This window comes from Aeromicrobium sp. (assembly GCF_047606445.1).
Taxonomy (GTDB): domain Bacteria; phylum Actinomycetota; class Actinomycetes; order Propionibacteriales; family Nocardioidaceae; genus Aeromicrobium.
The window spans coordinates 22,374-44,198 of sequence record NZ_JASGEK010000002.1 but is presented as its reverse complement, the minus strand read 5'-3'; the positions used below and the strand labels follow the sequence as shown (position 1 = coordinate 44,198).

Sequence of the window (21,825 nt, the reverse complement as noted above, 5' to 3'; positions counted from 1 at the left end):
GGCTTTCGGCGTGTCTATCTTCCCACCCGCCGCCGACTCCGGTCCCCGAGTGATCCAACGGATTCACTTCTCGCCCTTGGATGCCGTGCCGACAGGACTGTACGCCGCCACGACGGGCGCTGTCGTCTGCGATCGGTCCACGGCGCGGTTGGAACCGTGGTCCACGCTCAGCACACGCACCTACTTCGGACGCGTCCCGCTGTCCTACCTCCAGCGGTGGACGCTGGTCGACGAGCTCGACGTCGTGCTGACCGCCCGTGGACGCGGCCGGGTGCGGGTTCTGGTCGACGACCACCTGCCCGGCGAGCGTCTGGCCCACGAGGAGCGCGTGGACGCCGAGGAGCCGGTCGAGCTGCGGCTGCGCGTGCTGGTCGACCACTACCTGGAGTCGGGGCACCTCTGGATCGAGGCGAACGCGCAGGCCGACCCGCTGGAGATCGGCGACGTGCGGATCGAGGCGGTCCGCGACGGCCGTCGGCGCTCGTACGCGATCGTTATCTGCACCTTCAACCGCGCGGCCGACTGCGCGGCGAACCTCGCCCGTCTGGCCGCCGCGCCGCAGGTGCTCGGCGCCGTCGACCACATCGTGGTGGTCGACCAGGGTTCCGACCGTGTCGTCGACGTCGACGGATTCGACCAGATCAGCGCGGCGCTGGACGGTCGGCTGCGGATGTTCCATCAGGGCAACCTCGGCGGCGTCGGCGGATTCACCCGCGGCATGCTCGAGGTGACCGCGTTGACCGGCCGCGTTGACACCTCGGTGATCCTGATGGACGACGACGTCCAGCTCGAACCCGAGTCGCTGCTACGGCTGATCGCCTTCGACGCGCACCGACGCGATCTGACGATCGTCGGCGGACAGATGCTCAACCTGCACCATCCGTCGGTGCTGCTGACCCACGGCGAGCAGACTGATTTCTCCGACCTGCACGCGGGCGTCCCCGTCGATCCGGACGCGCACGGCCTCGACTTGCTGACCGCGTTACCGAGCCGTCGGGTCGACGTCGAGTACAACGCCTGGTGGTTGTGTTTGATCCCGCTGGAAGTGATCGACCGGATCGGCCTGCCGCTGCCGATCTTCTTCCAAGGCGACGACATCGAGATGGGCGTGCGCGCGCGGGCGGCAGGCGTGTCCACGGTCACCTTGCCCGGCGCGGCCGTCTGGCACGCCGACTTCGACCTCAAGGACTGGGACAACCCGGTCGCTTTCTTCTCGATCCGCAACGCGCTGATCAACGCCTCGATCCACACCGGCCTCGTGCCGGACGGAGTGGTGGAGAAGCTGTCGCTGCGGCTACGCCACCTGCTGATCGAGTTCCGGTACGGACACGTCGCGACCATCTTGTTCGCGGCGGAGCAGTTCTTGGAAGGGCCGCGCATCCTCGAAGAGGGCTGCGCCGACGACCTGCCGAAGGTCGCACGGCTGCGTCAGGAGTACCCGGACACCCACCGACTGACTGCGGCGGAGCTCCAAGAGCAGGGGCTCGGGCAGGTACGGGTGTCCCATGGGAACGCCGTGCCCAAGGATGCCGCGAAGGCGTCGTGGCGGCGTTTCGTCGGTCAGTGGCGGGGCAATCTGGGGGACGCGGTCGCGGTGCCGTCGACGGCAGCGTGGTGGCAGTGCAGCTCCTATCGCACCGTGGTGACGATCGACCGGGCCCAAGACGCCTTCCGGGTGCGCCGCTACTCGCGCGAGGAGACACTGCGGCTGGCCAAGGAGAGCCGACGGATGCTCAAGCGGCTGCGCAAGGAGGGTCCGAATGCCGCCGAGCGGTGGCGTGCCGCCCATCCGGAGCTGACCTCCGAGGAACATTGGCGGCACGTGCTGGGCCTCGACTGAGGGACGTGTGCGTGGCCGACGGTCGTGGCGGCGCGCCAGTATGCTCGGACTGTGTCCCGACGGTCGGCCGCTCCACGGCGCTATCGGGTGCGTCTGTCGCCTCTGACGAGCCAAAGCCTGAAGCACTGGCGCGCTGAGACGCAATGGGTCTCCGATCATCCCTGCGTCGACATCGTCACACGCCACCGCTCATGGCGGCGCGGGCGTTTCCGTGTCACGTTCGCCCAACGCTTCGGCCTCAGGGCGTGGACGACCGCTGTGGCTGTGGCACGTCTGCGTCCTGACGGGGAGCTGAACGTGACACTGCGGGTCCACCGCCTGATGTGGCTGCTCACCGCGCTCTTCCTCGGGGTGGGCGCCTTGGTCGTGGTGACCATGCTGACGCGTGACGGGCTGACGGAGATCGGAGCGTGGCTCGCCCTGGCCGTTTGCGCTGTCGGCGCCTGGTATTACGGCAGCCCGCGACTCAGGTCGGCGGAACTCGACGCCGCCGAGCCCTTCCTCCGCGACGCCTGGCCGGGAGACTGGGAGAGCGCGGACGGCTGAGAGTCGTTCACCCGCCCGTCACACGCCCCGCCTAGGCTCGTGGGGTGGACGTATCGACGCTGGACTGGACCGACTACGACGCGGCGCTGTTCGACCTCGACGGGGTGATCACGCCGACCGCTGAGGTGCATATGCGGGCGTGGGAGCGCATGTTCAACACGTTCTTGAATGAGCGCAGTGCGGAAGAGTGGGGGATCGCCGAGCCGTACACCGACGCCGACTACCACCGCTACGTCGACGGCAAACCCCGCTACGACGGCGTGCGGTCCTTCCTCGCCTCGCGCGGCGTCGAGCTGCCCGAGGGCGACCCGTCGGACGGGCCGGAGGCCGAGACGGTCTGCGGGCTCGGCAATCGCAAGAACGAGGTGTTCGCCGCGCTGCTCGCCGAGGAGGGTGTCGCGCCCTATCCCGGCTCGGTCGCGCTCGTCGCGGCGCTGGCCGAGCGGGGGGTGCGCCGGGCCATCGTGTCGAGTTCGCGCAACGCTCCGGCGGTGCTGCGGGCGGCGGGCATGATCGACGAGTTCGAGCTGATCGTCGACGGCGTGGTCGCGGCCGAGGCGGGCCTGCCCGGCAAGCCGGCCCCCGACACCTACCAGCACGCCGCCGACCTGATGGGCGTCCCGCACGCGCGCGCGGTCGTCTTCGAGGACGCGATCTCCGGCGTCCAGGCGGGCGCGGCCGGCGACTTCGGCCTCGTCGTCGGCGTGGACCGGGGCGCGGGCGCCGACGCGCTGCGCGATCATGGAGCCGATCTCGTCGTCGCCGACCTGGAGGAACTGCTGTGAGCCCGTCCCACGAGGCGCCCCCGGTGGCCGACCCGCTGGATCGCACCCGTTTCCCCGTCGACGAGTGGCGGCTCGTCGAGTCGCGCTTCGAGGCCGCCGACCAGGGCGTCACCGAGACGCTGTTCGCCGTCGGCAACGGCTATCTGGGCCTGCGCGGCAACGTCGAGGAGGGCCGTGACTCACACGCCCACGGCACTTTCGTCAACGGCTTCCATGAGACCTGGCCGATCCATCACGCCGAGGAGGCGTTCGGTTTCGCGCGGGTCGGGCAGACCATCGTCAACGCCCCCGACGCCAAGGTGATCCGGCTGTACGTGGACGACGAGCCGCTGCTGCTGCCGATCGCCGACTTGCTGGAGTACGAGCGGGCGATCGACTTCCGCGAGGGGGTGCTGCGCCGCGAGCTCGTCTGGCGCACGCCGGCGGGGAAGCGCGTGCGCGTACGGTCGAGCCGCATGGTGTCCTTCGCGCAGCGCCACCTCGCAGTGCTCACCTTCGAGGTGACGCTGCTCGACGATGCCGCGCCGGTCGCCATCAGCTCGCAGATCCTCAACCGGCAGGACGGCGAGGACGAGTACCACGTGCGGTCCAAGGCGATGGGCGAGGGCGTCGACCCGCGCAAGAGCGAGACGCTCGACCGCCGGGTGCTGGAGCCGCGCCACCACGCGGGCGACGTCGAGGCCGGGCGGGTCGAGCTCGGCTACCGCACCCACGACAGCGGCATGACCCTCGCCGTCGTCGCCGACCACCACCTCGACACCGCCAACGACGTCACCGCGCGGGTGGCCGCCGAGGACGACCTCGCCAAGATGACCTACCGGGTCCACGCCCAGCCGGGCGAGCCGATCCGGCTCACCAAGGTCGTCGCCTATCACACCTCGCGCGGGGTGCCGGTGCGCGAGCTGCTCGACCGCTGCCGCCGCACGCTCGACCGGGTCCAGGAGGAGGGCGTCGAGCGGCAGTACGCCGACCAGCGGGACTGGCTGGCGGGCTTCTGGGAGCGCTCCGACGTCGAGATCCCGGGCCAGTCGGCCGTCCAGCAGGCGGTCCGCTGGAACCTGTTCCAGATCCTCCAAGCCTCCGCACGGGCAGAGGGATGGGGTTTTCCTGCCAAAGGTGTCACGGGATCGGGATATAGCGGCCATTATTTCTGGGACACCGAGATCTACGTCCTGCCCTTCCTCACCTACACGAGCCCGCAGTCGGCCCGCTCGGCGCTGCGCTTCCGTCACCAGCTGCTCGACCACGCCCGCCGCCGCGCGCGTGAGTTGGCGCAGGACGGCGCGCTCTACGCCTGGCGCACGATCAACGGCGAGGAGGCCTCGGCGTACTACGCGGCGGGCACGGCGCAGTACCACATCAACGCCGACATCTCCTATGCGTTGAGCCAGTATGCGCGGGCCACCGGGGACGTTGACTTTCTCATCCGTGAGGGTATTGACATCCTGGTCGAGACCGCGCGCATGTGGGTGGACATCGGCTTCTGGCGTTCCGAGGGCGACAGCACCTTCCACATCCACGGGGTCACCGGTCCCGACGAGTACACGACGGTCGTCAACGACAACCTCTTCACCAACGTCATGGCGCGTTTCAACCTCGCCCGGGCGGCGTCGGTCGTGCGGGAGCTGGCCGAGAGCGACGGGCCCGAGTACGCGCAGGTCGTGCGACGGCTGGGCCTGACCGACGACGAGGTGGCGCAGTGGGAGCGGGCCGCCCGCGACATCGCCATCCCCTTCGACGAGCACCTCGGCGTGCACCCGCAGGACGCGCACTTCCTGGAGCGCGAGGTGTGGGACCTCGACCGCACGCCGCTCGACAAGCGCCCGCTGCTGCTCAACTACCACCCGCTCGTCATCTACCGCTTCCAGGTGCTCAAGCAGGCCGACGTCGTGCTGGCGCTGTTCCTGCAGGGCGACCAGTTCACGGCGGAGCAGAAACGCGCCGACTTCGAGTACTACGACCCGATCACCACCGGCGACTCGACGCTGTCGGCGGTCGTGCAGTCGATCATGGCCGCCGAGGTCGGATACGCCGACCTCGCCTACCGGTACTTCTGCTCGGCGCTGTACGTCGACCTCGCCGACCGGCACCAGAACACCGCCGACGGCGTGCACGTCGCCTCGGTGGGCGGCGTGTGGAGCGCGCTGGCCTGCGGCTTCGGCGGTTTCCGCGACCACGGCGGTGCGTTCTCGATCGACCCCCGACTGCCGGCCGAGTGGGACGAGCTGGCCTACCGGGTGACGTTGGAGGGCACACGAGTGCGTGTCGTGGTGCGGGTTGACGAGGTGGAGTTGACGGTCGAGGACGGCGACGAGGCACGGCTGTCGGTGCGCGGCGAGGCCGTGGTCGTGCGGGCGGGCGCGCCGGTCGCGGTCGCGCTCGACGGACAGGGTCCGCGGCTGGCGGGCGGTCCCGCGCCGGTCCCGGGCCGACGGCGGGCCGACGGCTCGGTCATCACCGCCACAGTTCCGGGCATTAACCCCTAGAACCACCCGCGACGCGTCGCCGATGCCCTTGATTCCTCGGCGAAGTGGGGGACAATCGAGGCATGTTCACGGTGTCCTGGGAGTTGGCCGACGGAGCGTCGGGGCAGATCGACGTGCCTGAGGAGGCGCGTTTCCTGTTCGGCCGTGAGCAGGCCACCGTCACCGCCGACCTTCCGGGGCTGAGCCGTCAAGCGCTGTCGATCCGTGACGCGGGCTTCGGGCCGGTGCTGTTCCGAGGCCAGCGCGACAACGGCGCCCGGGTCGCGGTCGTCTCCAACGACGGCTGGCGCGAGTGGATCGAGCCGCAGTCGGCGATGAACTTGCTGCCACAGGCGAGCCGGGTCGAGTTCTACCTCGCCGACCAGCTCGTCTTCTCCGCCGACGTCCGCCACGACGAGCGTCCCCGCCCCTCCGACCATGCCCTCCCCGAGACCACCTACTGAGGGTGGGAGCGGAGAAAAGCTCCCATCATGCGGCCGGGGACGCAGGATGATGTGTCGCGGTCGCGATGGCAGCCGTGAAGCATCATCCTGGTAAGAACGACGAAAGCCCCTCTCCTCGTATTCGGAGAGGGGCTTTCGCGATCTGCGACCCCGACGGGACTCGATCCCCGAGCTCTCCGCTCGTTCCTCGCTGCGAGCAGGGGGCACCCCCACCGCTTCACGGGTTCTCGTCCCGGCAGTGCTTAAGAATTGAAGAAGCTCCCACCTTCGTATTCAGGTGGGAGCTTCTTCGACCTGCGACCCCGACGGGACTCGAACCCGCGACCTCCGCCGTGACAGGGCGGCGCGCTAACCAACTGCGCCACGGGGCCTTGTGTTGCAGTGCGCCGAAGCGCGAACGCAACTCTAGCCCATGCCTCCGCGGGCCGCTGTCAGGGGGTCACCCCTCGCGCAGGCCGATGCGGTCGTGCAGGCGGCGCAGGGGTTTCGGGGCCCACCAGTTGGCGCGTCCGAGCATCGCCATCAGCGACGGGACCAGCAGCGCGCGGACGATCGTCGCGTCGATCAGGACCGCCGCCGCGACGCCGATGCCGAGCTCCTTGATGAACACGATCTCGCTCGTCGCGAAGGCCCCCAGCGCGATGGCGAACAGCAGCGCCGCCGCCGTCACGATGCGGCCGGTGCGGTGCAGGCCGAGCGCCACCGCCTCCCGCTCGCCGGCGCCGTGGTCGCGCGCCTCCTTGATCCGGGTCAGCAGGAGCACCGCGTAGTCGGTCGACAGGCCGAAGACCACCGCGAAGATGAACACCGGCTGCGTCGACTCCAACGCCCCCGAGCTGGTGAAGCCCAGCAGGCCCTCCAGGTGGCCCCACTGGAAGATCGTCACGAGGATGCCGAAGGTCGCGCTGATCGTCAGCAGGTTCATCAGCAGCGCCTTGACCGGAAGCACCACCGACCCGGTCATCAGGAACAGGGTGACGAAGGTCAGCGCGCACAAGATGAGCAGCGCGGCCGGGATCTTGTCGGCGATGGCCGCCATCTGGTCGACCTGGTCGGCCGCGGTCCCGCTGACCAGCACCGTGCCGGGGCCGTCGAGCGCGCGGATGTCGTGGACGAGGTCGACGGTCGACTCGTCCAGCGGCTCGCCGACGGGCAGCACGTCGAGCTGCCACAGGTCGTCGCCGAGGTAGCGCGGCGGCACGACGGTCTCGACCCCGTCGAGGTCGGCGATCTCCCGCGCGAACTCCTCGACCTCGGCCGCGTCGCGCTCGGGCGCCTCGACCGCCACCGGCATCGCCCCGGCGTCGACGCCGGTGAACTCCGCGTCGAGGGTGTCGATGACGATGCGTGCCGAGGCGTCCTCGGGCAGCACGCCGGCGTCGACGCCGGTGAACTTCACACCGAGGAAGGGCGCGCCGAGCGCCAGCAGCACCGCCGCCCCGGCCGCCGCCGTGGCGAACCGGTACCGCATGACCGACTGCGCCAGCCGATACCAGAACCCGCGGTGCTCCTGGCTCGCCTCAGCCTGCTGCGCCCGCTTCCAGCGCGCCGGAGCCCCCGAGTTGACCCGATGCTGCAGCACCGCGAACAGGGCTGGCAGCACCAGCAGGCTGACCGCCGCCGACGCCAGCGCCACGACCGTCACACCGACGCCCATCGAGTACAGGAAGCGCAGCGGGAAGACCAGCAGCGACAGCCCCGCGCCGGCGATGGTGACCGCCGAGTAGAGCACCGTGCGGCCCGCCGTGGCGACCGTGCGGCGCACCGCCTCCGCGCCCGGTCCGACCCGCTCCAACTCCTCACGGAAACGCGAGACCATGAATAGCGAGTAGTCGATCGCCAGGCCCAGGCCGAGTCCGGTGATCAAGTTGAGCGCGAACACCGAGATCTCCAAGGTCTCGTTGATGCCGCGCACGACCAGCATCGACGTCACGATCGTCATGCCGCCGACGAGCAGCGGCAACAGCGCCGAGACGGCCGAGCGGAACACCAGCAGCGCCACGATGAACAGCACCGGGAAGGCGATCATCTCGGCGGTGACGAGGTCGTGCTCGACCTGGTCGTTGACCTGCTGGAAGGCGACCGCCATGCCGCCGGTGGTCACGCCGTCGATCTGCGCCAACTCCTCGCGCAGCACCTCGGTCTCAGCGTCGATATCGGCCTCGTCGGTGAAGAAGACCGCGTAGTAGGTGAGGTCGCCGTCGTCGGAGACGAAGGGCGGCCCGGCCTCGGGTCCGCCCGCGACGAGTCCGATGGACTCCCGGTCGGCGAACAGATCGGTGACGGCCTCCTGCGCCTCGGTGCCGCCGGTGTCCACCAACGCCATGATCGACGGCGACGCCTCCAGCCCGCTGGCCTCGGCGACGCGTTCGAGCGCAGTCCAGCTGTCGGACTTCGTGTCGGAGAAGGAGTCGGTGTCGGCGTTGAGCAGGCCGGTCACCGGGCCGCCGAGCACGGCGGCGACGAGCATGAACACGCCGGTGACGGCGAGCACGCGCCAGGGTCGGGAGGTGGCGAGGCGGGCGAGGGCGTCGAACATCAGAACTCCTTGAGGACGTCGGCGGGGTCGCCGAACAGTTCGGGCAGGTCGAGCGCGCCGACGACGGTCAGCAGCATCCCGTGGGCCATGAAGGCACGGACGGTGGCGGGGTCGGCTCCGCTGAGCGTGGCCACGTCGTCCCAGATCTCGCGATAGGTGCGCTGGGCGATCTCTTTGATCTCCGGGTCGCTCGCGGCGGCCCAAGTGTGGAGTTGGCAGCGCAGCTCGTTGGGGTCCTCGACCATGAACTCCAGATAGGCCGCGCCCATCGCCTGCAACGGGGAGACGCCCTCCGGACGGTGCTCGGCGGCCTCGCGGAACTTCGCGCGCAGGATCGAGGTGTGGTGCTCGATGGCGGCCGCGATCAGCTCGACCTTGGTGCCGAAGAGCCGGAAGAGATAGGGCTGGGAGATGCCGGCGGCGGCGGCGATGGCCTCGGTGGAGGTCGCGTGCATGCCGGACTTCCCGTACTCGGCGATGGCGGCCTGGAGCACGGCGACGCGGCGTTCGGCGGCGGACATGCGGGGTGACATGCCAATAAGTTAGTGATGACTCACAAACTATGTCAACCCTTTCGTGGGAGCGACGCCGTGCGGCGACTCCCCGATGTGGGAAAGTTCCCCCATGCCTCTTCTCGAAGTCAACGGCACGCAGGTCCACGTCACCGACACCGGCGGCGACGGTCCAGCGGTCGTTTTCGGCCACGGGCTGCTGTTCAGCGGATGGATGTTCCACCATCAGGTCGACGCCTTGAAAGACCGTTACCGCTGCGTGACGATCGACTGGCGAGGCCAGGGTCAGACGCCGCCCGCGCTCGGCGGCTACGACATGGACACCCTCTGCGACGACCTCGTCGGCGTGCTCGACGCGCTCGGCCTCGACCGCGTCCACTATGTCGGTTTGTCGATGGGCGGATTCGTCGGCATGCGTTTCGCGTCGCGTCACCCGCGACGGATCGAGACGCTGGCGCTGCTCGACACGAGCGCCGGCCCGGAGGACCCGGAGAAGGCTCCCCGGTACCGCACGCTCGCCAAGGTCTACCGCTGGCTCGGCATCGGCCTGGTCGCCAAGAAGGTCGAGCCGATCATGTTCTCGGAGGCTTTCATCGCGTCGCCGGAGGGGCGCGCGACGATCGATGAGTGGATCGCGATGCTCAAGAAGGTGCCGCGGGGCGGCATGCGTCAGGCGATCCTCGGCGTCACCGACCGTGAGCCGATCCTGCCGGAGATCGGCGTCATCACCGCGCCGACGCTCGTCGCGACCGGCGAGCGCGACGTCGCGACTCCGGTGGCGAAGGCCGAGGTCATCGCCGACGAGATCCCGCGCTCCTGGCTGGAGATCATTCCCGGAGCCGGGCATCTGAGCCCCTTGGAGCAGCCGGAGGTCGTGACGAGGCTGCTGGAGGAGCACCTCACACGGGAGGTGTGACCACCCACGGCGCGCGAGGGAGTCGGGCGGGGTCGAACTCGGCGAGCCAGTCGGCCGGTCCGTCTCCGGCGAGTCCGAGGGAGTCGCCGATGAGACGCAGGACGTCGACATCGCGCTCGGCCAGTTCGGCGAGCGTCACCGCGCCGTCACGTTTGGCGAGGCGCTTCCCGTCCGTGTTGAGCACGAGCGGAACGTGCGCGTACTCCGGGGCCGGCAGGCCGAGCAGCGAGGCGAGATAGGCCTGGCGTGGCGCGGAGGCGAGCAGGTCGTCGCCGCGCACCACCTGGTCGACTCCCTGGTGGGCGTCGTCGAGCACGACTGTGAGGTTGTAGGCGGGAATCCCGTCGCCGCGCCGCAGCACGAGGTCGTCGACGGAGGCGGACACCTCGCCGTGCAGGACGTCGGCGACCGTCCATTCGGCGACGTCGGCGCGCAGCCGGATCGCGGCGGGGCGGGTCTGGCGGCGTTCGTCGCGCTGGGCGTCGGTAAGGTCGCGGCAGGTCCCCGGGTAGGCACCGGGCGGCTGGTGGGGCGCGGTCGGCGCCTCCAAGATCTCACGGCGGGTGCAGAAGCACTCGAAGGTGCGTCCTTCGGCGACGAGTCGGTCGACGGCGCTCGCATAGGCGTCCAGACGTTCGCTCTGGAACAGGACGGGGTCGTCCCAGTCGAGCCCGAGGGCCGCGAGGTCGGCGAGTTGTCGCTCGGCCGCGCCGGGGCGCACGCGGTCGAGGTCGTCGACGCGCATCACGAAGCGGCGGCCGGTGGCCCGTGCGAACAGCCACGCGAGGACGGCGGTGCGCAGGTTGCCGACGTGCAGGTCGCCCGAGGGGGAGGGTGCGTAGCGGCCGACGGGCATGGGCTCATTGTGCCCGAGGAACGGCGAACGCCCCGCCCACCGGAGTGGACGGGGCGTTCTGCGTGAGTTCAGAACTCAGATCGCGCGGATCTGAGCGGCCTGCAGGCCCTTCTGGCCCTGCTCGACCTCGAACTCGACCTTCTGGTTCTCGTCGAGGGTGCGGTAGCCCGAACCCTGGATCTGGTTGTAGTGGGCGAACAGGTCCTCGCCGCCGGCGTCGGGCGCGATGAAGCCGTAGCCCTTCTCAGCGTTGAACCACTTCACAGTTCCGGTAGCCATAATTTCTCCTTCGTTCATGCGCACGCCACGGTGACGTGCGACGGGGTCGCGACGCGCATCAACCGAATGAAGAACGAGAAAGACCGCGGAACGCGGTCGGTCACACAGCAACACTGGTACAACAAACGCCAAACAACGAGCACCACTGTACATGGTCGTCGGTGAGGGTGCGACCGCCACGCCCGCTCGTCCTCGCGGAGGCATTTCGTTCTACGTCAACCTCCATCAAGGAGGGCGGCTCCCTTGACTTTGACGCGCTTTATGACGGCGTCGTCTGTGATAGGGAAGTCTTGGTACCCCCTACGGGATTCGAACCCGCGCTACCGCCTTGAAAGGGCGGCGTCCTAGGCCGCTAGACGAAGGGGGCGCGGGCACAGCATAGCGGTCGGCTCCGCGCCGGGTGGCGGCACGGGCGGGCGGTACGTGGACAACCGAATGGTCGCGTCGGAGGTAGCCGAGCAACCCTTCCGCGCTCGTATCCGGTACCTCAGCTACCTCCCTGGGCGGTGAGAGGTTGCTGAATACCTCCCGGGCGGCTGGCAGGATGGGGGCGTGATCGAGGTGGACGAGGACCGGTTCGTGGAACTGGCGGAGGCGGCGCTCGCGTCGGTGCCGCCGGAACTCACCCGGCTTCTCGACAACGTCGTGCTGTTCGTCGAGGACGACGCGCCGCCCGAGGACCCCGACCTGCTCGGTCTCTACGACGGCATCGCCCTCACCGAGCGCGACACGAACTACAGCGGCGTCCTGCCCGACCGCATTATGATCTACCGCCGCCCCACCCTCGCCATCTGCGAGACCGAGCAGGACGTCATCGAGGAAGTCCGCATCACCGTCGTCCACGAGATCGCCCACCACTTCGGCATCGACGACGACCGACTCCACGAGCTCGGCTATGCGTGAGCTGCGACCCGCCGCGCGGCGGTTCCTCACTCGCGCCGACGGGATCGAGACCCGCCACTCCTTCAGCTACGGCGCGCATTACGATCCGAGCAACGTCGGCTGGGGCGCCCTCGCGGCGATCAACACCGAACACCTCGACCCCGGCGCCGGCTACGACACCCACCGGCACGAGGACGTCGAGATCGTCACCTGGGTGACCGACGGGGCGCTCGCCCACCAGGACTCCACCGGCCACGGCGGCGTCGTCGAGCCCGGCGTCACCCAGCGGCTCTCGGCGGGATCCGGGGCCGAGCACAGCGAGCGCAACGCCTCCGACATCCGCCCGCTGACCTTCGTCCAGATGATGCTGCGCTCGGAGCACTGGGGCGCCCCCGAGTACGCCTCGCTCGACATCCCCGACGGTCCGGGACGTCACCGCGCCGTCGAGGTCCGGGCCGCCGGGTGGCTGGAGGTCGTGCGACCGGTCGAGCAGGTGGAGATCGAGGTCGAGGCGCGGCTGCTGGTCCACGTCACGCGCGGAGTGATCGACGTCGACGGCCAGTCGCTCGGCCCCGGCGACGAACTGCGCCTGCTCGCCCCCGAACCCACGGTCCGGCTTCACGGCGACGGCGAGGCGCTGGTCTGGCATCTCGCCTGACGTCGGGGCTGCCCGAGCGCCAGATGTGCGCTGAGTTCAACCGTTCGAGGGGGTGAAAACGGTTGAACTTGGCGCAAATCTGGGACGGGAGGGGAGCTGGCGTGGCAGGGTGAGCCGGTGGACTCTGTGGAATCGCCGAAACTGCCCGCTCTGACTCTCCTGTCCATCGTCGTGGTGGAGTTCGTGGCGTTGGGATCGCTCACCGCCCCGCTCCTGCTCGGCCTGGCGCTCATCGTCCACCGATTCGACTCGACATGGACTCCCGAGGAGAGGCTGTCGCTGGTCATGGCGTTGGGCGCGGCGTCGGCGATGGTCTTCAACGCCCTCTTCGGCGCGCTGAGCGACCGCACCCGGCACCGGGCCGGAGGCGTCCGTGCCACCTGGGTGGTCGGAGGTGTGATCGGCGGGGCGCCGACCGTGCTGTTGTTGGCGCAGGCCTCGACCATGTGGCAGCTCGCCCTCCTCTGGTGCCTGGCTCAAGGCGCCTTCAACTCGACCTTCGCCGGCCTGTACGGGGTCATCGCCGACCAGACGCCCGAGACCGACCGCGCGCGGGTGTCGGGCTGGTTCGGCGGCGCGGCGGTCCTGTCGGTGGTCGCGGCCCTCGGCGTGGCGACCTTCCTCCCCAAGGATCCCGGAACCGTGATGGCCCCGATGGCAGTGGCCGCGATCCCAGTGACGCTCCTCGCCTACCTCCACCTGCGACGGCTGCCCCGGCCGAGCGAGCCGCGGGCGCGCGTCTCGACCCGCGCCATGCTGCGCGAGGTCGTCGGACAGCGGCAGTTCTGGTGGGTGTGGTCGCAACGTCTGCTCGTCCAACTGGCCTATGGCCTCGTCATCGCCTACGGGCTGTTCTTCCTGATCCGCCGGGTCGGCCTCGACGAGGAGCGCGCCTCCACCTGGGTGGCGGCCACCGCCGCGCTCGCCGCCGTCGCCAGCGCGGTGGCCGCGGTCGTCACCGGACGTCTCGTCGGGCGCCACGGGAACTACGGCTGGCCGATCGTCATCGCGATCGGCGTCATCGTGGCGGGCACCGCCTTCAAACTGGTCGGCACCTCCCTGACCGCCTTCGTGATCGCGACGGTCGCGGTGGGTGTCGGCGTCGGCTGCTACTACGCCGTCGACCTCGCCCTGGTGTTGCGGACGGTGCCGGGGGAGCGAGCGGGCCAGTTCCTCGGCCTGTTCAACATCGCCCGGACCCTCCCGCAGTCGCTCGCCCCGGCGCTCGGCCCGCTCTTCCTCGCCATCGGCTCCGGCGACGTGATCGGCGACGGCAGCCAGAACTACTTCGCCCTGTTCGCCTTCGGCATGGCCGTCGCGGTCGCCTCCCTCCTCCCGCTGCGCCGCATCACCGTGCTGCGGCGGGACGCGGTGGAGACCTCAGCCTGAGCGATTCACAAACCTGTGGATAGACGCAGGACAGATCGGAGAATCTGCGCTTGAGTCGGGCGCATGCCGTCTGTCGACCATGAAGTCGTGATCGAGTTGATCCGTCGTTCGCCCGAGTTGATCCCTGAGTTGTTGTCGTCTCGTTTCGGGGTGGACGTGTCCCCTGGGCTGTCGGCGGCCCCTTTCTCCGAGGCGTCCCGTGTGGTCGAGCCACGGACCTTTCACGCTGACGCGGCGTTCGTGTTCTCCGACGCGGGCGGCGAGGCGAGGCTCGCGGTGGTCTTCGAGATGCAGCGCGCCTGGGACCCGGAGAAGCGCTGGACCTGGCCGCTCTATGTGACGCATCTGGAGAACGAGGCGCGCGTCGACGCCGCGCTGGTCGTGTACTGCCCTGACGCGAGGGCGGGCGCCCGGTGCCGAGAGGAGTTGGGCGCGTCGGGCATCAGCGTGCGGGTCCATCGGTTCGTCGTCACGCCGGACGATCTGCCGCTGATCCTCGACCGCGACGAAGCGGCGGAGTCACCCGAGCTGGCGGTGTTCGGCATGCTGGCGCACGCGCGGGAGAGCCAGGCGCGGCACGGATTTCCGGCCTACGTGGCGGCGATGGGGGTCTTGCGCGAAAGACTGGGCGCGAGTCAGGCGACTTCGTACCATGATCTTGTCAAGGCCGTGATGTCCATGACGGTTCGTGAGGAATGGAGCAGGTACATGACGACGACACAGATCCCTCGGCAGTATTTCAGCGAGGACAGCCAGCAGATGTTCGAGAAAGGGTGGCGGAAGGGCGAGGCGGAAGGGAGAGCCGGTGACGTGCTGACCGTGCTCGCCGCCCGCGGCTTCAACGTGCCGCCGGAGGTGCGCGACCGTGTCACAGGCACGACCGACCTCGCCCGACTCGACGCTTGGCTGGTCGCCGCCGTGACGGCCGAAAGCCTCGACGAGGTCTTCGGGGACGAGGTTTAGTCCAGGTCGACCACGACCGGGGCGTGGTCGCTGGCGCCTTTGCCCTTGCGCTCGTCACGGTCGATCCAGCCCTTCGTCACGCGCTCGCCGAGGGCAGGGGAGCACAGGTGGTAGTCGATGCGCATGCCCTCTTTCTTCGGGAAGCGCAACTGCTGGTAGTCCCAGAAGGTGTAGACGCCGGGGCCGGGGGTGTGCGGCCGGACGACGTCGGTGAAGCCGGTGTCGACGAAGGACCGGAAGGCCGCCCGCTCCGCCTCCGACACGTGCGTCTTGCCCGCGAAGACCGCCGCGTCCCAGACGTCGTCGTCGGTCGGCGCGATGTTCCAGTCGCCGGTCAACGCGATCTGCGCCTGCGGGTCGGCGGCCAGCCAGCCTTCGGCGGCGGTGCGCAGCGACTCCAGCCAGGCGAGCTTGTAGGCGTAGTGGTCGTGGTCGAGCTCGCGGCCGTTCGGCACGTACAGGCTCCACACGTCGACCCCGCCGCAGGTCGCGCCGATGGCGCGCGGCTCCAGCACGTCGGCGAAGGTCGGCTGGTCGTCGGCGAAACGCGTGCGCACGTCCTCCAGGCCGACGCGCGAGATGAGCGCGACGCCGTTCCACTGGTTCAACCCGAGGTGCGCGTACTCGTAACCGGCCGCCTCCAACGCCAGTCCGGGGAACTGGTCCTCCCGGCACTTCGTCTCCTGAATGGCCAGCACGTCGACGTCGTGACGCTCGAGAAAAGCGACGACGCGGTCGATCCGGCTGCGGATGGAGTTGACGTTCCAGGTCGCGATACGCACGGGTCGAACCTAGCCGAGGGCGACGAGCGAGACCGCGACGGCCGCCGCCGCGAGTCCGACGGCCTGGGCCGGGCCGATCCGCTCTTTGAGGACGAGCCAGGCGAGCAGCACGGTCGAGGCCGGGTAGAGCGCGGCGATCACCGAGACGAGCGAGAGCATGCCGTGCTGGGTCGCGATCATGAAGGTCGCCGTAGCGGTCAACCCCAACGGGCCGAGAGCGGCGGCCGAGAGGGCGGCCCGTCCGCGCGGCCGCCAGTCGCGTTCACGGGCCAGCAGCGCCGCGCCGACGACACCCGCGATGGAGACCGTCTGGCACAGCGCCAGCGGTGTGAACCCGGCGTCGTCGGGCACCTGGCCGATGGCCCCGAAGAAGACGCCGAAGCCGAGTCCGGCGAGCAGCGCGTCGCCCAATCCGCTGGGACCGTCGGCGTGATCGTGCTCGGCGGGCCGGGCGATGAGCCAGATGGCCGGAAGGGCGCAGACGACGCCGAGCGAAGCGAGCCGCGACGGCTCGTCGCCCTGCGCCAGCCCCACGACGAGCGGCACCAGCGCCGAGCCGAGCGCCGACACCGGCGCGACGACGCCCATGCGACCTCGCGCGAAGCCCCGGTAGAGGAAGGCGGTGCCCATGCCGTTCGCGACGCCGGCGAGCGCGCCGACGAGCAGCTGCTCGCGGGTCGGCTGGCCGACCGTGACCAGCACCGCGAGCCAGGTGAAGGCCGCCGACGAGGTCTGCACCATGATCGCGACCTGCCAGGCGCTCGCCCGTCGCGACAGCAGACCGCCGAGGAAATCGCAGACGCCGTAGGCGAGCGCCGAGCACAGCGCGAGAGTCACAGCCACGGCGCGACGCTAGCGCACCCCGGCGGGACGGACCGTAGGCTGGCGGCATGGCACGTGAGCGGAAGAAGGGGTGGGGGACGCGCGCGAACGAGGCGACGACCCGGCTCACCTCGCAGGTCGACGACCAGACGGGCGAGGCGTCGCGCAAGGCCGCGTCGCTCATCGTCCTCGCGGTGCGGATTCTGCGCATCCCGACGGCGATCCTGCTGGTCCTCCCGATCCCCTTCCTGATCGCGATGGGTTTCGCCTCCTCTGCGATCGGCGGGACTGCGGGCGTGCTCTGCGGACTCCTCACCCTCGTGCTGACGGCGATCCTGACCGCTTTCGGCTGGCAGCGCCGTCAGATCATCCGGGCGGCCGACGATCCCGAGGCACTGGGCACGGAGCTCGGGATCATGGTCAATCTCAGCGACCGCGCCGACGACACGCGCGGTGTCTTGGAGCAGTTGGCCGGCGGCGGAGGCGTCCGCCTGTTCTCCCGGCTGACGGGCGCGTGGCGGGGCGTCACGATGCCGGCCCGGTGGATCGACGAGGTCGGCGACCTGACCCGGGCGCGCCAGTTCGCGCCGCCGCGCGTCGGCTTCACCGTGACCGTGACCATCGCGACCCTGTGGGTCGTGCCGCTGTCGGTGGTCGGCGCGATCCTCCTGCTGATCGGCGCGCTCGCGCGGTCGGTGTGAGGCGCGCGACCCGAAACGCTGACATGAGCGGTGTCACGTCCTAGGCTGACCCCTATGGACTTCCGCTCCTTGGCGACCTTGCCTGTCCGCGTCACCGTCGCGGCCACCCGGACCACCCTCGCGCTCGGCTACTTCGTCTCTCCGCAGGGGCCGTTGCTCCGCGAGGGCGGCTACGCCACGCAAGTGTCGAAGCTGCTCTCCGAGGGCGGCCTGCTCGACCGGCTCGCGCAGATCCTCGACGACGACCACGGCCCGATCGGCCTGGCCTACACGCTGGCCGAGCTGACCGCCGAGGACCGCCCCATCGGCAAGGCGCTCGCCCGCGACGGCCTGCTCGACCGCATGGCCTCCGAGGACGGCCCCTTCGTGCGGCTGTTGGAGGCCGGCGGCCCGCTCGACCGCGCGCTCGCCGAGGGCGGCCCGGTGCACCGACTGCTGGAGGAGGGCGGCGTCGTCGACCGCCTGCTCGCCGGCGACGGCCCGCTGTTCCGGTTCCTGGAGCCCGGCGGGCCGCTCGACCGGCTGCTGGAGGAGGAGGGGTCCATCGACCGCATCCTGGAGCCGGGCGGCCTGCTCGACCAGCTGCTGGAGGAGGACGGCGTGCTGGAGACGCTGTTGCTGCCGGGCGGCACCCTCGACCGGCTCGTGGCGCTGGGCGACACCTTCGACGCGCTCGTGCCGAAGATCGACATGCTGGGCTCGGCGATCCCCACGCTCAACTCCGCGGTCGGCGTCCTCAGCGGGGCGGTCGAGCCGCTCAGCTCGCTCGCGGGCCGCATCCCCGGCGCGCGCCGCCGTCCGCACGCGACTCCGGCGATCGAAGCCTCCGAGGCGCCGTGAGCGAGATCGTTCCCACCCCGTATTGCAGTTACGCGGAGTTCGGCGAGCTGTTCTTCCGGGCCGCCGTCACCGAGGAGCGCATCCTCGGGGCGGTCGGCCAGATGGCGGGCCAGCCCATCGTCTTCGGGCCGAAGGGCGTCGGGCCGGGGCGGGTCGTCCAGGTCGTCGCCAACGGCCAGATGGGCGACCCGGTGATCCGCCCGGTCGCCGACGACGAGGTGGTCTACAAGGTGATGCTGCCGGTCCAGCTCGACTTCGAGCTGCGCTTCCCGGTCGACAAGCACCGGTTCAGCGGCGACCTGATGGTGCCGTTGACCGTGCACGCCCGCGCCACCGACGACCTGCGCATCATCATCGACATCACCCCGCCGTCGGCCCGCGACATCCGCATCTCGCTGCGCGCCGAGGGGCTGCGGGCGAGCGTGCTGCAGAAGGCGGCCGCCGTCGACGCCGAGGTCAAGCGGTTCGTCGCCACGTACGTCGCCCGCGAGGTCGACAAGCCCGAGGTGGCCGCGTTGCGCGAGGTCGACGTGAGGACGGCCATCGACGCCGCCTGGCGCTCGATGAGCTGACCGGGGGACGTGCGGGCGCCGCGCGTCGGCTGTGTGACGCTCATCGCAGAGCGATAACCGGGGATGGCCGTGCCGGCTGTCGCCGTACACGCCGGTCGGCGACCGGTTCCCGACCTTCTCGGTGGACGATGAGGCCGAGGAGGCGCTGGAGGTATCGCAGCCGGGCGCGTCGCCCACGTTCGGCCCGTTCGCGTATGTGGTGACGCAGGCTGACGTGGAGGTCGGCGGGGTGGTGAACACCGGCAATGTGACGATGACGGATGCGCCGGTGGAGGACACGGAGGTCACGGGGCTCGACCCTCAGAACTTGTACTTGTTGCCGGGCGAGGAGATCACGGGCAAGATCGCGGAGAGCTTGTGGCGATGGAACTACTGCGCCTGGTCGGCCGGGCACGAGATGACGTCCGGGTCCATCACTCTCGCGACGGTCGTGACGAAGTCGACGTGGTGGCGGAGGACCGCGCTGGCGAGTTGGCGGGATTCGAGGTGAAGTCGTCGGCTTCCGTCGACCCGCGCTCCGCGCGCGGCCTCGGCGAGTTGCGCGACGCCGTGGGGGATCGTTTCACGGCAGGGGTGGTCTTCTTCACCGGTCGGCAGACGCTGCTGTTGAGTGATCACGTCTGGGCCGTCCCGTCGGCGGGTCTCTGGGAGGGCGCCTGACGCCGACTCGACCCGATAGGCTGTCGCTTGTGACTGAGGCCTCCGCTACGCCGGTACTGGACACTGTTTCGCACGCTGAGAGCACCCCGGAGCGGGAGTTGCCGTGGGAGGAGTTGGGCCTCAAGCCCGACGAGTACGCGAAGATCCGCGAGATCCTCGGCCGCCGCCCCACCGGCGCCGAGCTCGCGATGTACTCGGTCATGTGGAGCGAGCACTGCTCCTACAAGTCGTCCAAGGTACACCTGAAGAAGTTCGGCGAGCTGCCGCAGGAGACGCCGCTCGGCAAGACCCTCGCGGGCATCGGCGAGAACGCCGGCGTCATCGACATCGGCCAGGGCTACGCGGTCACCTTCAAGGTCGAGTCGCACAACCACCCGTCCTACGTCGAGCCCTATCAGGGCGCGGCCACGGGCGTCGGCGGCATCGTCCGCGACATCCTCGCGATGGGCGCCCGCCCGGTGGCGGTCATGGACCCGCTGCGCTTCGGCCCGCTCGACGCGCCCGACACCGCCCGCGTGCTGCCCGGCATCGTCGCGGGCGTCGGCGGCTACGGCAACTGTCTCGGCCTGCCGAACATCGGCGGCGAGGTCGTCTTCGACGAGACCTACCTCGGCAACCCGCTCGTCAACGCGCTCTGCGTCGGCGTGCTGCGGCACGAGGACCTGCACCTCGCGCACGCGTCGGGCGTCGGCAACCAGGTCGTGCTCTACGGCGCGCGCACCGGCGGCGACGGCATCGGAGGCGTGTCGGTGCTGGCGTCGGAGACTTTTGACGCCGAAGGCCCGGCGAAGCGTCCCAGCGTGCAGGTCGGTGACCCGTTCATGGAGAAGTTGCTGATCGAATGCACCCTGGAACTGTTCGGCGCCGGCGTGGTCGCGGGCATCCAGGACCTCGGCGGCGCGGGCCTGTCCTGCGCCACGAGCGAGCTCGCCTCGGCTGGCGACGGCGGCATGCGCGTCGAGCTCGACACCGTCCCGCTGCGCGACTCCACCCTCAGCCCCGAGGAGATCCTGATGAGCGAGAGCCAGGAGCGCATGATGGCGGTGGTCGAGCCGCAGCATCTCGACGCGTTCATGGCCATCGCGGAGAAGTGGGACGTCGAGGCCGTCGTCGTCGGCGAGGTCACCGACACCGGCCGCCTCGTCATCGACTGGCACGGCGAGACCGTGGTCGACGTGCCGCCGCGCTCGGTCGCCCACGACGGCCCCACCTACCACCGTCCCTTCGCGCGCCCCGACTGGCAGGACGCCCTGCAGGCCGACGCCGCCGAACAGCTGCCTCGTCCGACCTCGGGCGAGGAGTTGGCCGAGCAGGTGCGCCAGGTGCTCGCCAGCCCGAACATCGCCGACAAGACCTGGGTCACCGGCCAGTACGACCGTTACGTGCAGGGCAACACCGTCACCAGCCAGCCCGACGACGCCGGCGTCATCCGCGTCGACGAGGAGACGAACCTCGGCGTCGCGGTGTCGACCGATTGCAACGGCCGCTTCGCCAAGCTCGACCCGTACGTCGGCGCGCAGCTGGCGCTGGCGGAGTCCTTCCGCAATATCGCCGTCGCGGGCGCGCTGCCGCTGGCGGTCACCGACTGCCTCAACTTCGGCTCGCCGGAGGACCCGTCGGTCATGTGGCAGTTCGAGCAAGCCACCCACGGTTTGAAGGACGCCTGCGCCGAGCTGGGCATCCCGGTCACCGGCGGCAATGTGTCGTTCTACAACCAGACCGGCGAGACGGCGATCCTGCCGACCCCGGTGGTCGGCGTGTTGGGCGTCGTCGACGACGTGCGCCGCCGGGTCCGTCACGGCTTCGCCGCCGAGGGCGAGCATGTGCTGCTGCTCGGCTCGACGTCCGAGGAGCTGTCCGGCTCGACCTGGGCCGACGTGGTCCACGGCCATCTCGGCGGACGTCCGCCCGCGGTCGACCTGGCCGCCGAACAGGCGTTGGGCGCGCTGATGCGCGAGGCGATCAACGAGGGTCTGGTCACCTCCGCGCACGACCTGTCCGACGGAGGCCTCGCGGTCGCGCTGGCCGAGTCGGCCTTCCGGCACGGCGTCGGCGTGACGGTGGATCTGGACGACCCCTTCGTCGACTTGTTCAGCGAGTCCTCCGCCCGCGCCCTGGCGACGGTCGCCGAGGCCGACCACGACGTCTTCGTCGCGCTGGCCGAGAAGCACGGCGTCGAACTGGCCTCCATCGGCCGCACCGGCGGCGACGCCGTGACGGTCGAGGGCCAGTTCAGCCTCCCCGTCGCCGACCTCAAGGCCGCCTGGCAGGCCACGCTCCCCTCCGTCCTCGGCCCCCTCCTCGACTGACGGGTCACCTTCCAGGGCCTTGAGGCTGTAGGAGTTTCACTGACG

The 21,825-nt window shown here is 70.1% G+C and carries 22 protein-coding genes and 2 tRNA genes; 16 read left to right on the top strand and 8 right to left on the bottom strand.

Annotated elements, in window-relative coordinates:
• Window positions 1-10 precede the first annotated feature (10 nt).
• The 5 genes from QM621_RS00400 (at window position 11) to QM621_RS00380 (ending at window position 6,100) form a co-directional block, all read left to right on the top strand.
• Window positions 11-1,840 carry a glycosyltransferase gene (locus QM621_RS00400; protein ID WP_414988364.1) on the top strand — a complete coding sequence of 610 codons (1,830 nt, stop codon included), beginning with the start codon at window positions 11-13 and terminating at the stop codon, window positions 1,838-1,840.
• A 264-nt stretch (window positions 1,841-2,104) separates the two neighbouring features.
• Window positions 2,105-2,386 (top strand): hypothetical protein, encoded by a 282-nt coding sequence (locus tag QM621_RS00395; RefSeq protein WP_414988363.1) that lies wholly within the window; start codon window positions 2,105-2,107, stop codon window positions 2,384-2,386.
• Window positions 2,387-2,430: 44 nt separating this feature from the next.
• A complete protein-coding gene (locus tag QM621_RS00390) occupies window positions 2,431-3,171 on the top strand; it encodes an HAD family hydrolase (protein ID WP_414988362.1) in 741 nt (246 codons plus the stop codon).
• Complete coding sequence (locus QM621_RS00385) at window positions 3,168-5,657, top strand: glycoside hydrolase family 65 protein (protein ID WP_414988361.1); 2,490 nt, start codon at window positions 3,168-3,170, stop codon at window positions 5,655-5,657. Before QM621_RS00390 ends, QM621_RS00385 begins: the two co-directional genes overlap by 4 nt.
• A gap of 62 nt (window positions 5,658-5,719) precedes the next feature.
• Complete coding sequence (locus QM621_RS00380; RefSeq protein ID WP_414988360.1) at window positions 5,720-6,100, top strand: hypothetical protein; 381 nt, start codon at window positions 5,720-5,722, stop codon at window positions 6,098-6,100.
• A gap of 297 nt (window positions 6,101-6,397) precedes the next feature.
• Here QM621_RS00380 and QM621_RS00375 read toward each other — a convergent pair.
• From QM621_RS00375 to QM621_RS00365, 3 genes are all read right to left on the bottom strand, one after another.
• Window positions 6,398-6,471, bottom strand: a tRNA-Asp gene (locus tag QM621_RS00375).
• A gap of 68 nt (window positions 6,472-6,539) precedes the next feature.
• Window positions 6,540-8,639: an MMPL family transporter gene (locus QM621_RS00370; protein ID WP_414988359.1), complete on the bottom strand. Its 2,100-nt coding sequence runs from the start codon at window positions 8,637-8,639 to the stop codon at window positions 6,540-6,542.
• Complete coding sequence (locus tag QM621_RS00365; protein WP_414988358.1) at window positions 8,639-9,172, bottom strand: TetR/AcrR family transcriptional regulator; 534 nt, start codon at window positions 9,170-9,172, stop codon at window positions 8,639-8,641. The genes QM621_RS00370 and QM621_RS00365 overlap by 1 nt, the downstream gene beginning before the upstream one ends.
• A gap of 91 nt (window positions 9,173-9,263) precedes the next feature.
• On the opposite strand from QM621_RS00365, the gene QM621_RS00360 reads away from it, so the two are divergent.
• A complete protein-coding gene (locus QM621_RS00360) occupies window positions 9,264-10,067 on the top strand; it encodes an alpha/beta fold hydrolase (protein ID WP_414988357.1) in 804 nt (267 codons plus the stop codon).
• Here QM621_RS00360 and gluQRS read toward each other — a convergent pair.
• From gluQRS to QM621_RS00345, 3 genes are all read right to left on the bottom strand, one after another.
• Window positions 10,051-10,923 (bottom strand): tRNA glutamyl-Q(34) synthetase GluQRS, encoded by an 873-nt coding sequence (gene gluQRS, locus QM621_RS00355; protein ID WP_414988356.1) that lies wholly within the window; start codon window positions 10,921-10,923, stop codon window positions 10,051-10,053. The genes QM621_RS00360 and gluQRS overlap by 17 nt on opposite strands.
• Window positions 10,924-10,998: 75 nt before the next feature.
• Window positions 10,999-11,202, bottom strand: coding sequence for a cold-shock protein (locus QM621_RS00350; protein ID WP_414988355.1), 204 nt, complete (start codon window positions 11,200-11,202; stop codon window positions 10,999-11,001).
• 291 nt (window positions 11,203-11,493) lie between these two features.
• Window positions 11,494-11,569 (bottom strand) — tRNA-Glu (locus QM621_RS00345).
• Between the two features lie 185 nt (window positions 11,570-11,754).
• On the opposite strand from QM621_RS00345, the gene QM621_RS00340 reads away from it, so the two are divergent.
• From QM621_RS00340 to QM621_RS00325, 4 genes are all read left to right on the top strand, one after another.
• Complete coding sequence (locus QM621_RS00340) at window positions 11,755-12,105, top strand: metallopeptidase family protein (protein WP_414988354.1); 351 nt, start codon at window positions 11,755-11,757, stop codon at window positions 12,103-12,105.
• The gene (locus tag QM621_RS00335; RefSeq protein ID WP_414988353.1) at window positions 12,098-12,742 is read left to right on the top strand and encodes a pirin family protein; all 645 of its coding nucleotides are present in this window, start codon (window positions 12,098-12,100) and stop codon (window positions 12,740-12,742) included. Before QM621_RS00340 ends, QM621_RS00335 begins: the two co-directional genes overlap by 8 nt.
• 117 nt (window positions 12,743-12,859) lie before the next feature.
• The gene (locus tag QM621_RS00330; RefSeq protein WP_414988352.1) at window positions 12,860-14,131 is read left to right on the top strand and encodes an MFS transporter; all 1,272 of its coding nucleotides are present in this window, start codon (window positions 12,860-12,862) and stop codon (window positions 14,129-14,131) included.
• Between the two features lie 87 nt (window positions 14,132-14,218).
• Window positions 14,219-15,094 carry a hypothetical protein gene (locus tag QM621_RS00325; protein ID WP_414988351.1) on the top strand — a complete coding sequence of 292 codons (876 nt, stop codon included), beginning with the start codon at window positions 14,219-14,221 and terminating at the stop codon, window positions 15,092-15,094.
• On the opposite strand, the gene QM621_RS00320 is transcribed toward QM621_RS00325, so the two are convergent.
• Both QM621_RS00320 and QM621_RS00315 read right to left on the bottom strand, forming a co-directional pair.
• Window positions 15,091-15,876 (bottom strand): exodeoxyribonuclease III, encoded by a 786-nt coding sequence (locus tag QM621_RS00320; protein ID WP_414988350.1) that lies wholly within the window; start codon window positions 15,874-15,876, stop codon window positions 15,091-15,093. The two genes, QM621_RS00325 and QM621_RS00320, sit on opposite strands and share 4 nt — an antisense overlap.
• Before the next feature lie 9 nt (window positions 15,877-15,885).
• On the bottom strand, window positions 15,886-16,719 hold the full coding sequence (locus tag QM621_RS00315; protein WP_414988349.1) for an EamA family transporter: 834 nt from the start codon (window positions 16,717-16,719) through the stop codon (window positions 15,886-15,888).
• Between the two features lie 47 nt (window positions 16,720-16,766).
• Here QM621_RS00315 and QM621_RS00310 point away from each other — a divergent pair, with 47 nt between their 5' ends.
• The 6 genes from QM621_RS00310 to purL all read left to right on the top strand — a co-directional run bounded on the left by QM621_RS00310 (window position 16,767) and on the right by purL (window position 21,780).
• The gene (locus tag QM621_RS00310; RefSeq protein ID WP_414988348.1) at window positions 16,767-17,399 is read left to right on the top strand and encodes a hypothetical protein; all 633 of its coding nucleotides are present in this window, start codon (window positions 16,767-16,769) and stop codon (window positions 17,397-17,399) included.
• A gap of 54 nt (window positions 17,400-17,453) precedes the next feature.
• Window positions 17,454-18,239 carry a hypothetical protein gene (locus QM621_RS00305; RefSeq protein ID WP_414988347.1) on the top strand — a complete coding sequence of 262 codons (786 nt, stop codon included), beginning with the start codon at window positions 17,454-17,456 and terminating at the stop codon, window positions 18,237-18,239.
• Window positions 18,236-18,811, top strand: a complete 576-nt coding sequence (locus QM621_RS00300) for a hypothetical protein (RefSeq protein WP_414988346.1) — start codon at window positions 18,236-18,238, stop codon at window positions 18,809-18,811. Before QM621_RS00305 ends, QM621_RS00300 begins: the two co-directional genes overlap by 4 nt.
• A 121-nt stretch (window positions 18,812-18,932) precedes the next feature.
• Window positions 18,933-19,301 (top strand): hypothetical protein, encoded by a 369-nt coding sequence (locus QM621_RS00295; RefSeq protein ID WP_414988345.1) that lies wholly within the window; start codon window positions 18,933-18,935, stop codon window positions 19,299-19,301.
• Window positions 19,298-19,471, top strand: a complete 174-nt coding sequence (locus QM621_RS00290; protein WP_414988344.1) for a hypothetical protein — start codon at window positions 19,298-19,300, stop codon at window positions 19,469-19,471. The genes QM621_RS00295 and QM621_RS00290 overlap by 4 nt, the downstream gene beginning before the upstream one ends.
• 29 nt (window positions 19,472-19,500) lie before the next feature.
• Complete coding sequence (gene purL, locus QM621_RS00285; protein ID WP_414988343.1) at window positions 19,501-21,780, top strand: phosphoribosylformylglycinamidine synthase subunit PurL; 2,280 nt, start codon at window positions 19,501-19,503, stop codon at window positions 21,778-21,780.
• Window positions 21,781-21,825 lie beyond the last annotated feature (45 nt).

Coding starts and splice junctions, on each gene's coding strand:
- QM621_RS00380 (WP_414988360.1), top strand. CDS start 5,720: ATGTTCACGGTGTCCTGGGAGTTGGCCGACGGAGCGTCGGGGCAGATC.
- QM621_RS00370 (WP_414988359.1), bottom strand. CDS start 8,639: ATGTTCGACGCCCTCGCCCGCCTCGCCACCTCCCGACCCTGGCGCGTG.
- QM621_RS00365 (WP_414988358.1), bottom strand. CDS start 9,172: ATGTCACCCCGCATGTCCGCCGCCGAACGCCGCGTCGCCGTGCTCCAG.
- QM621_RS00360 (WP_414988357.1), top strand. CDS start 9,264: ATGCCTCTTCTCGAAGTCAACGGCACGCAGGTCCACGTCACCGACACC.
- gluQRS (WP_414988356.1), bottom strand. CDS start 10,923: ATGCCCGTCGGCCGCTACGCACCCTCCCCCTCGGGCGACCTGCACGTC.
- QM621_RS00350 (WP_414988355.1), bottom strand. CDS start 11,202: ATGGCTACCGGAACTGTGAAGTGGTTCAACGCTGAGAAGGGCTACGGC.
- QM621_RS00335 (WP_414988353.1), top strand. CDS start 12,098: ATGCGTGAGCTGCGACCCGCCGCGCGGCGGTTCCTCACTCGCGCCGAC.
- QM621_RS00310 (WP_414988348.1), top strand. CDS start 16,767: ATGGCACGTGAGCGGAAGAAGGGGTGGGGGACGCGCGCGAACGAGGCG.
- QM621_RS00305 (WP_414988347.1), top strand. CDS start 17,454: ATGGACTTCCGCTCCTTGGCGACCTTGCCTGTCCGCGTCACCGTCGCG.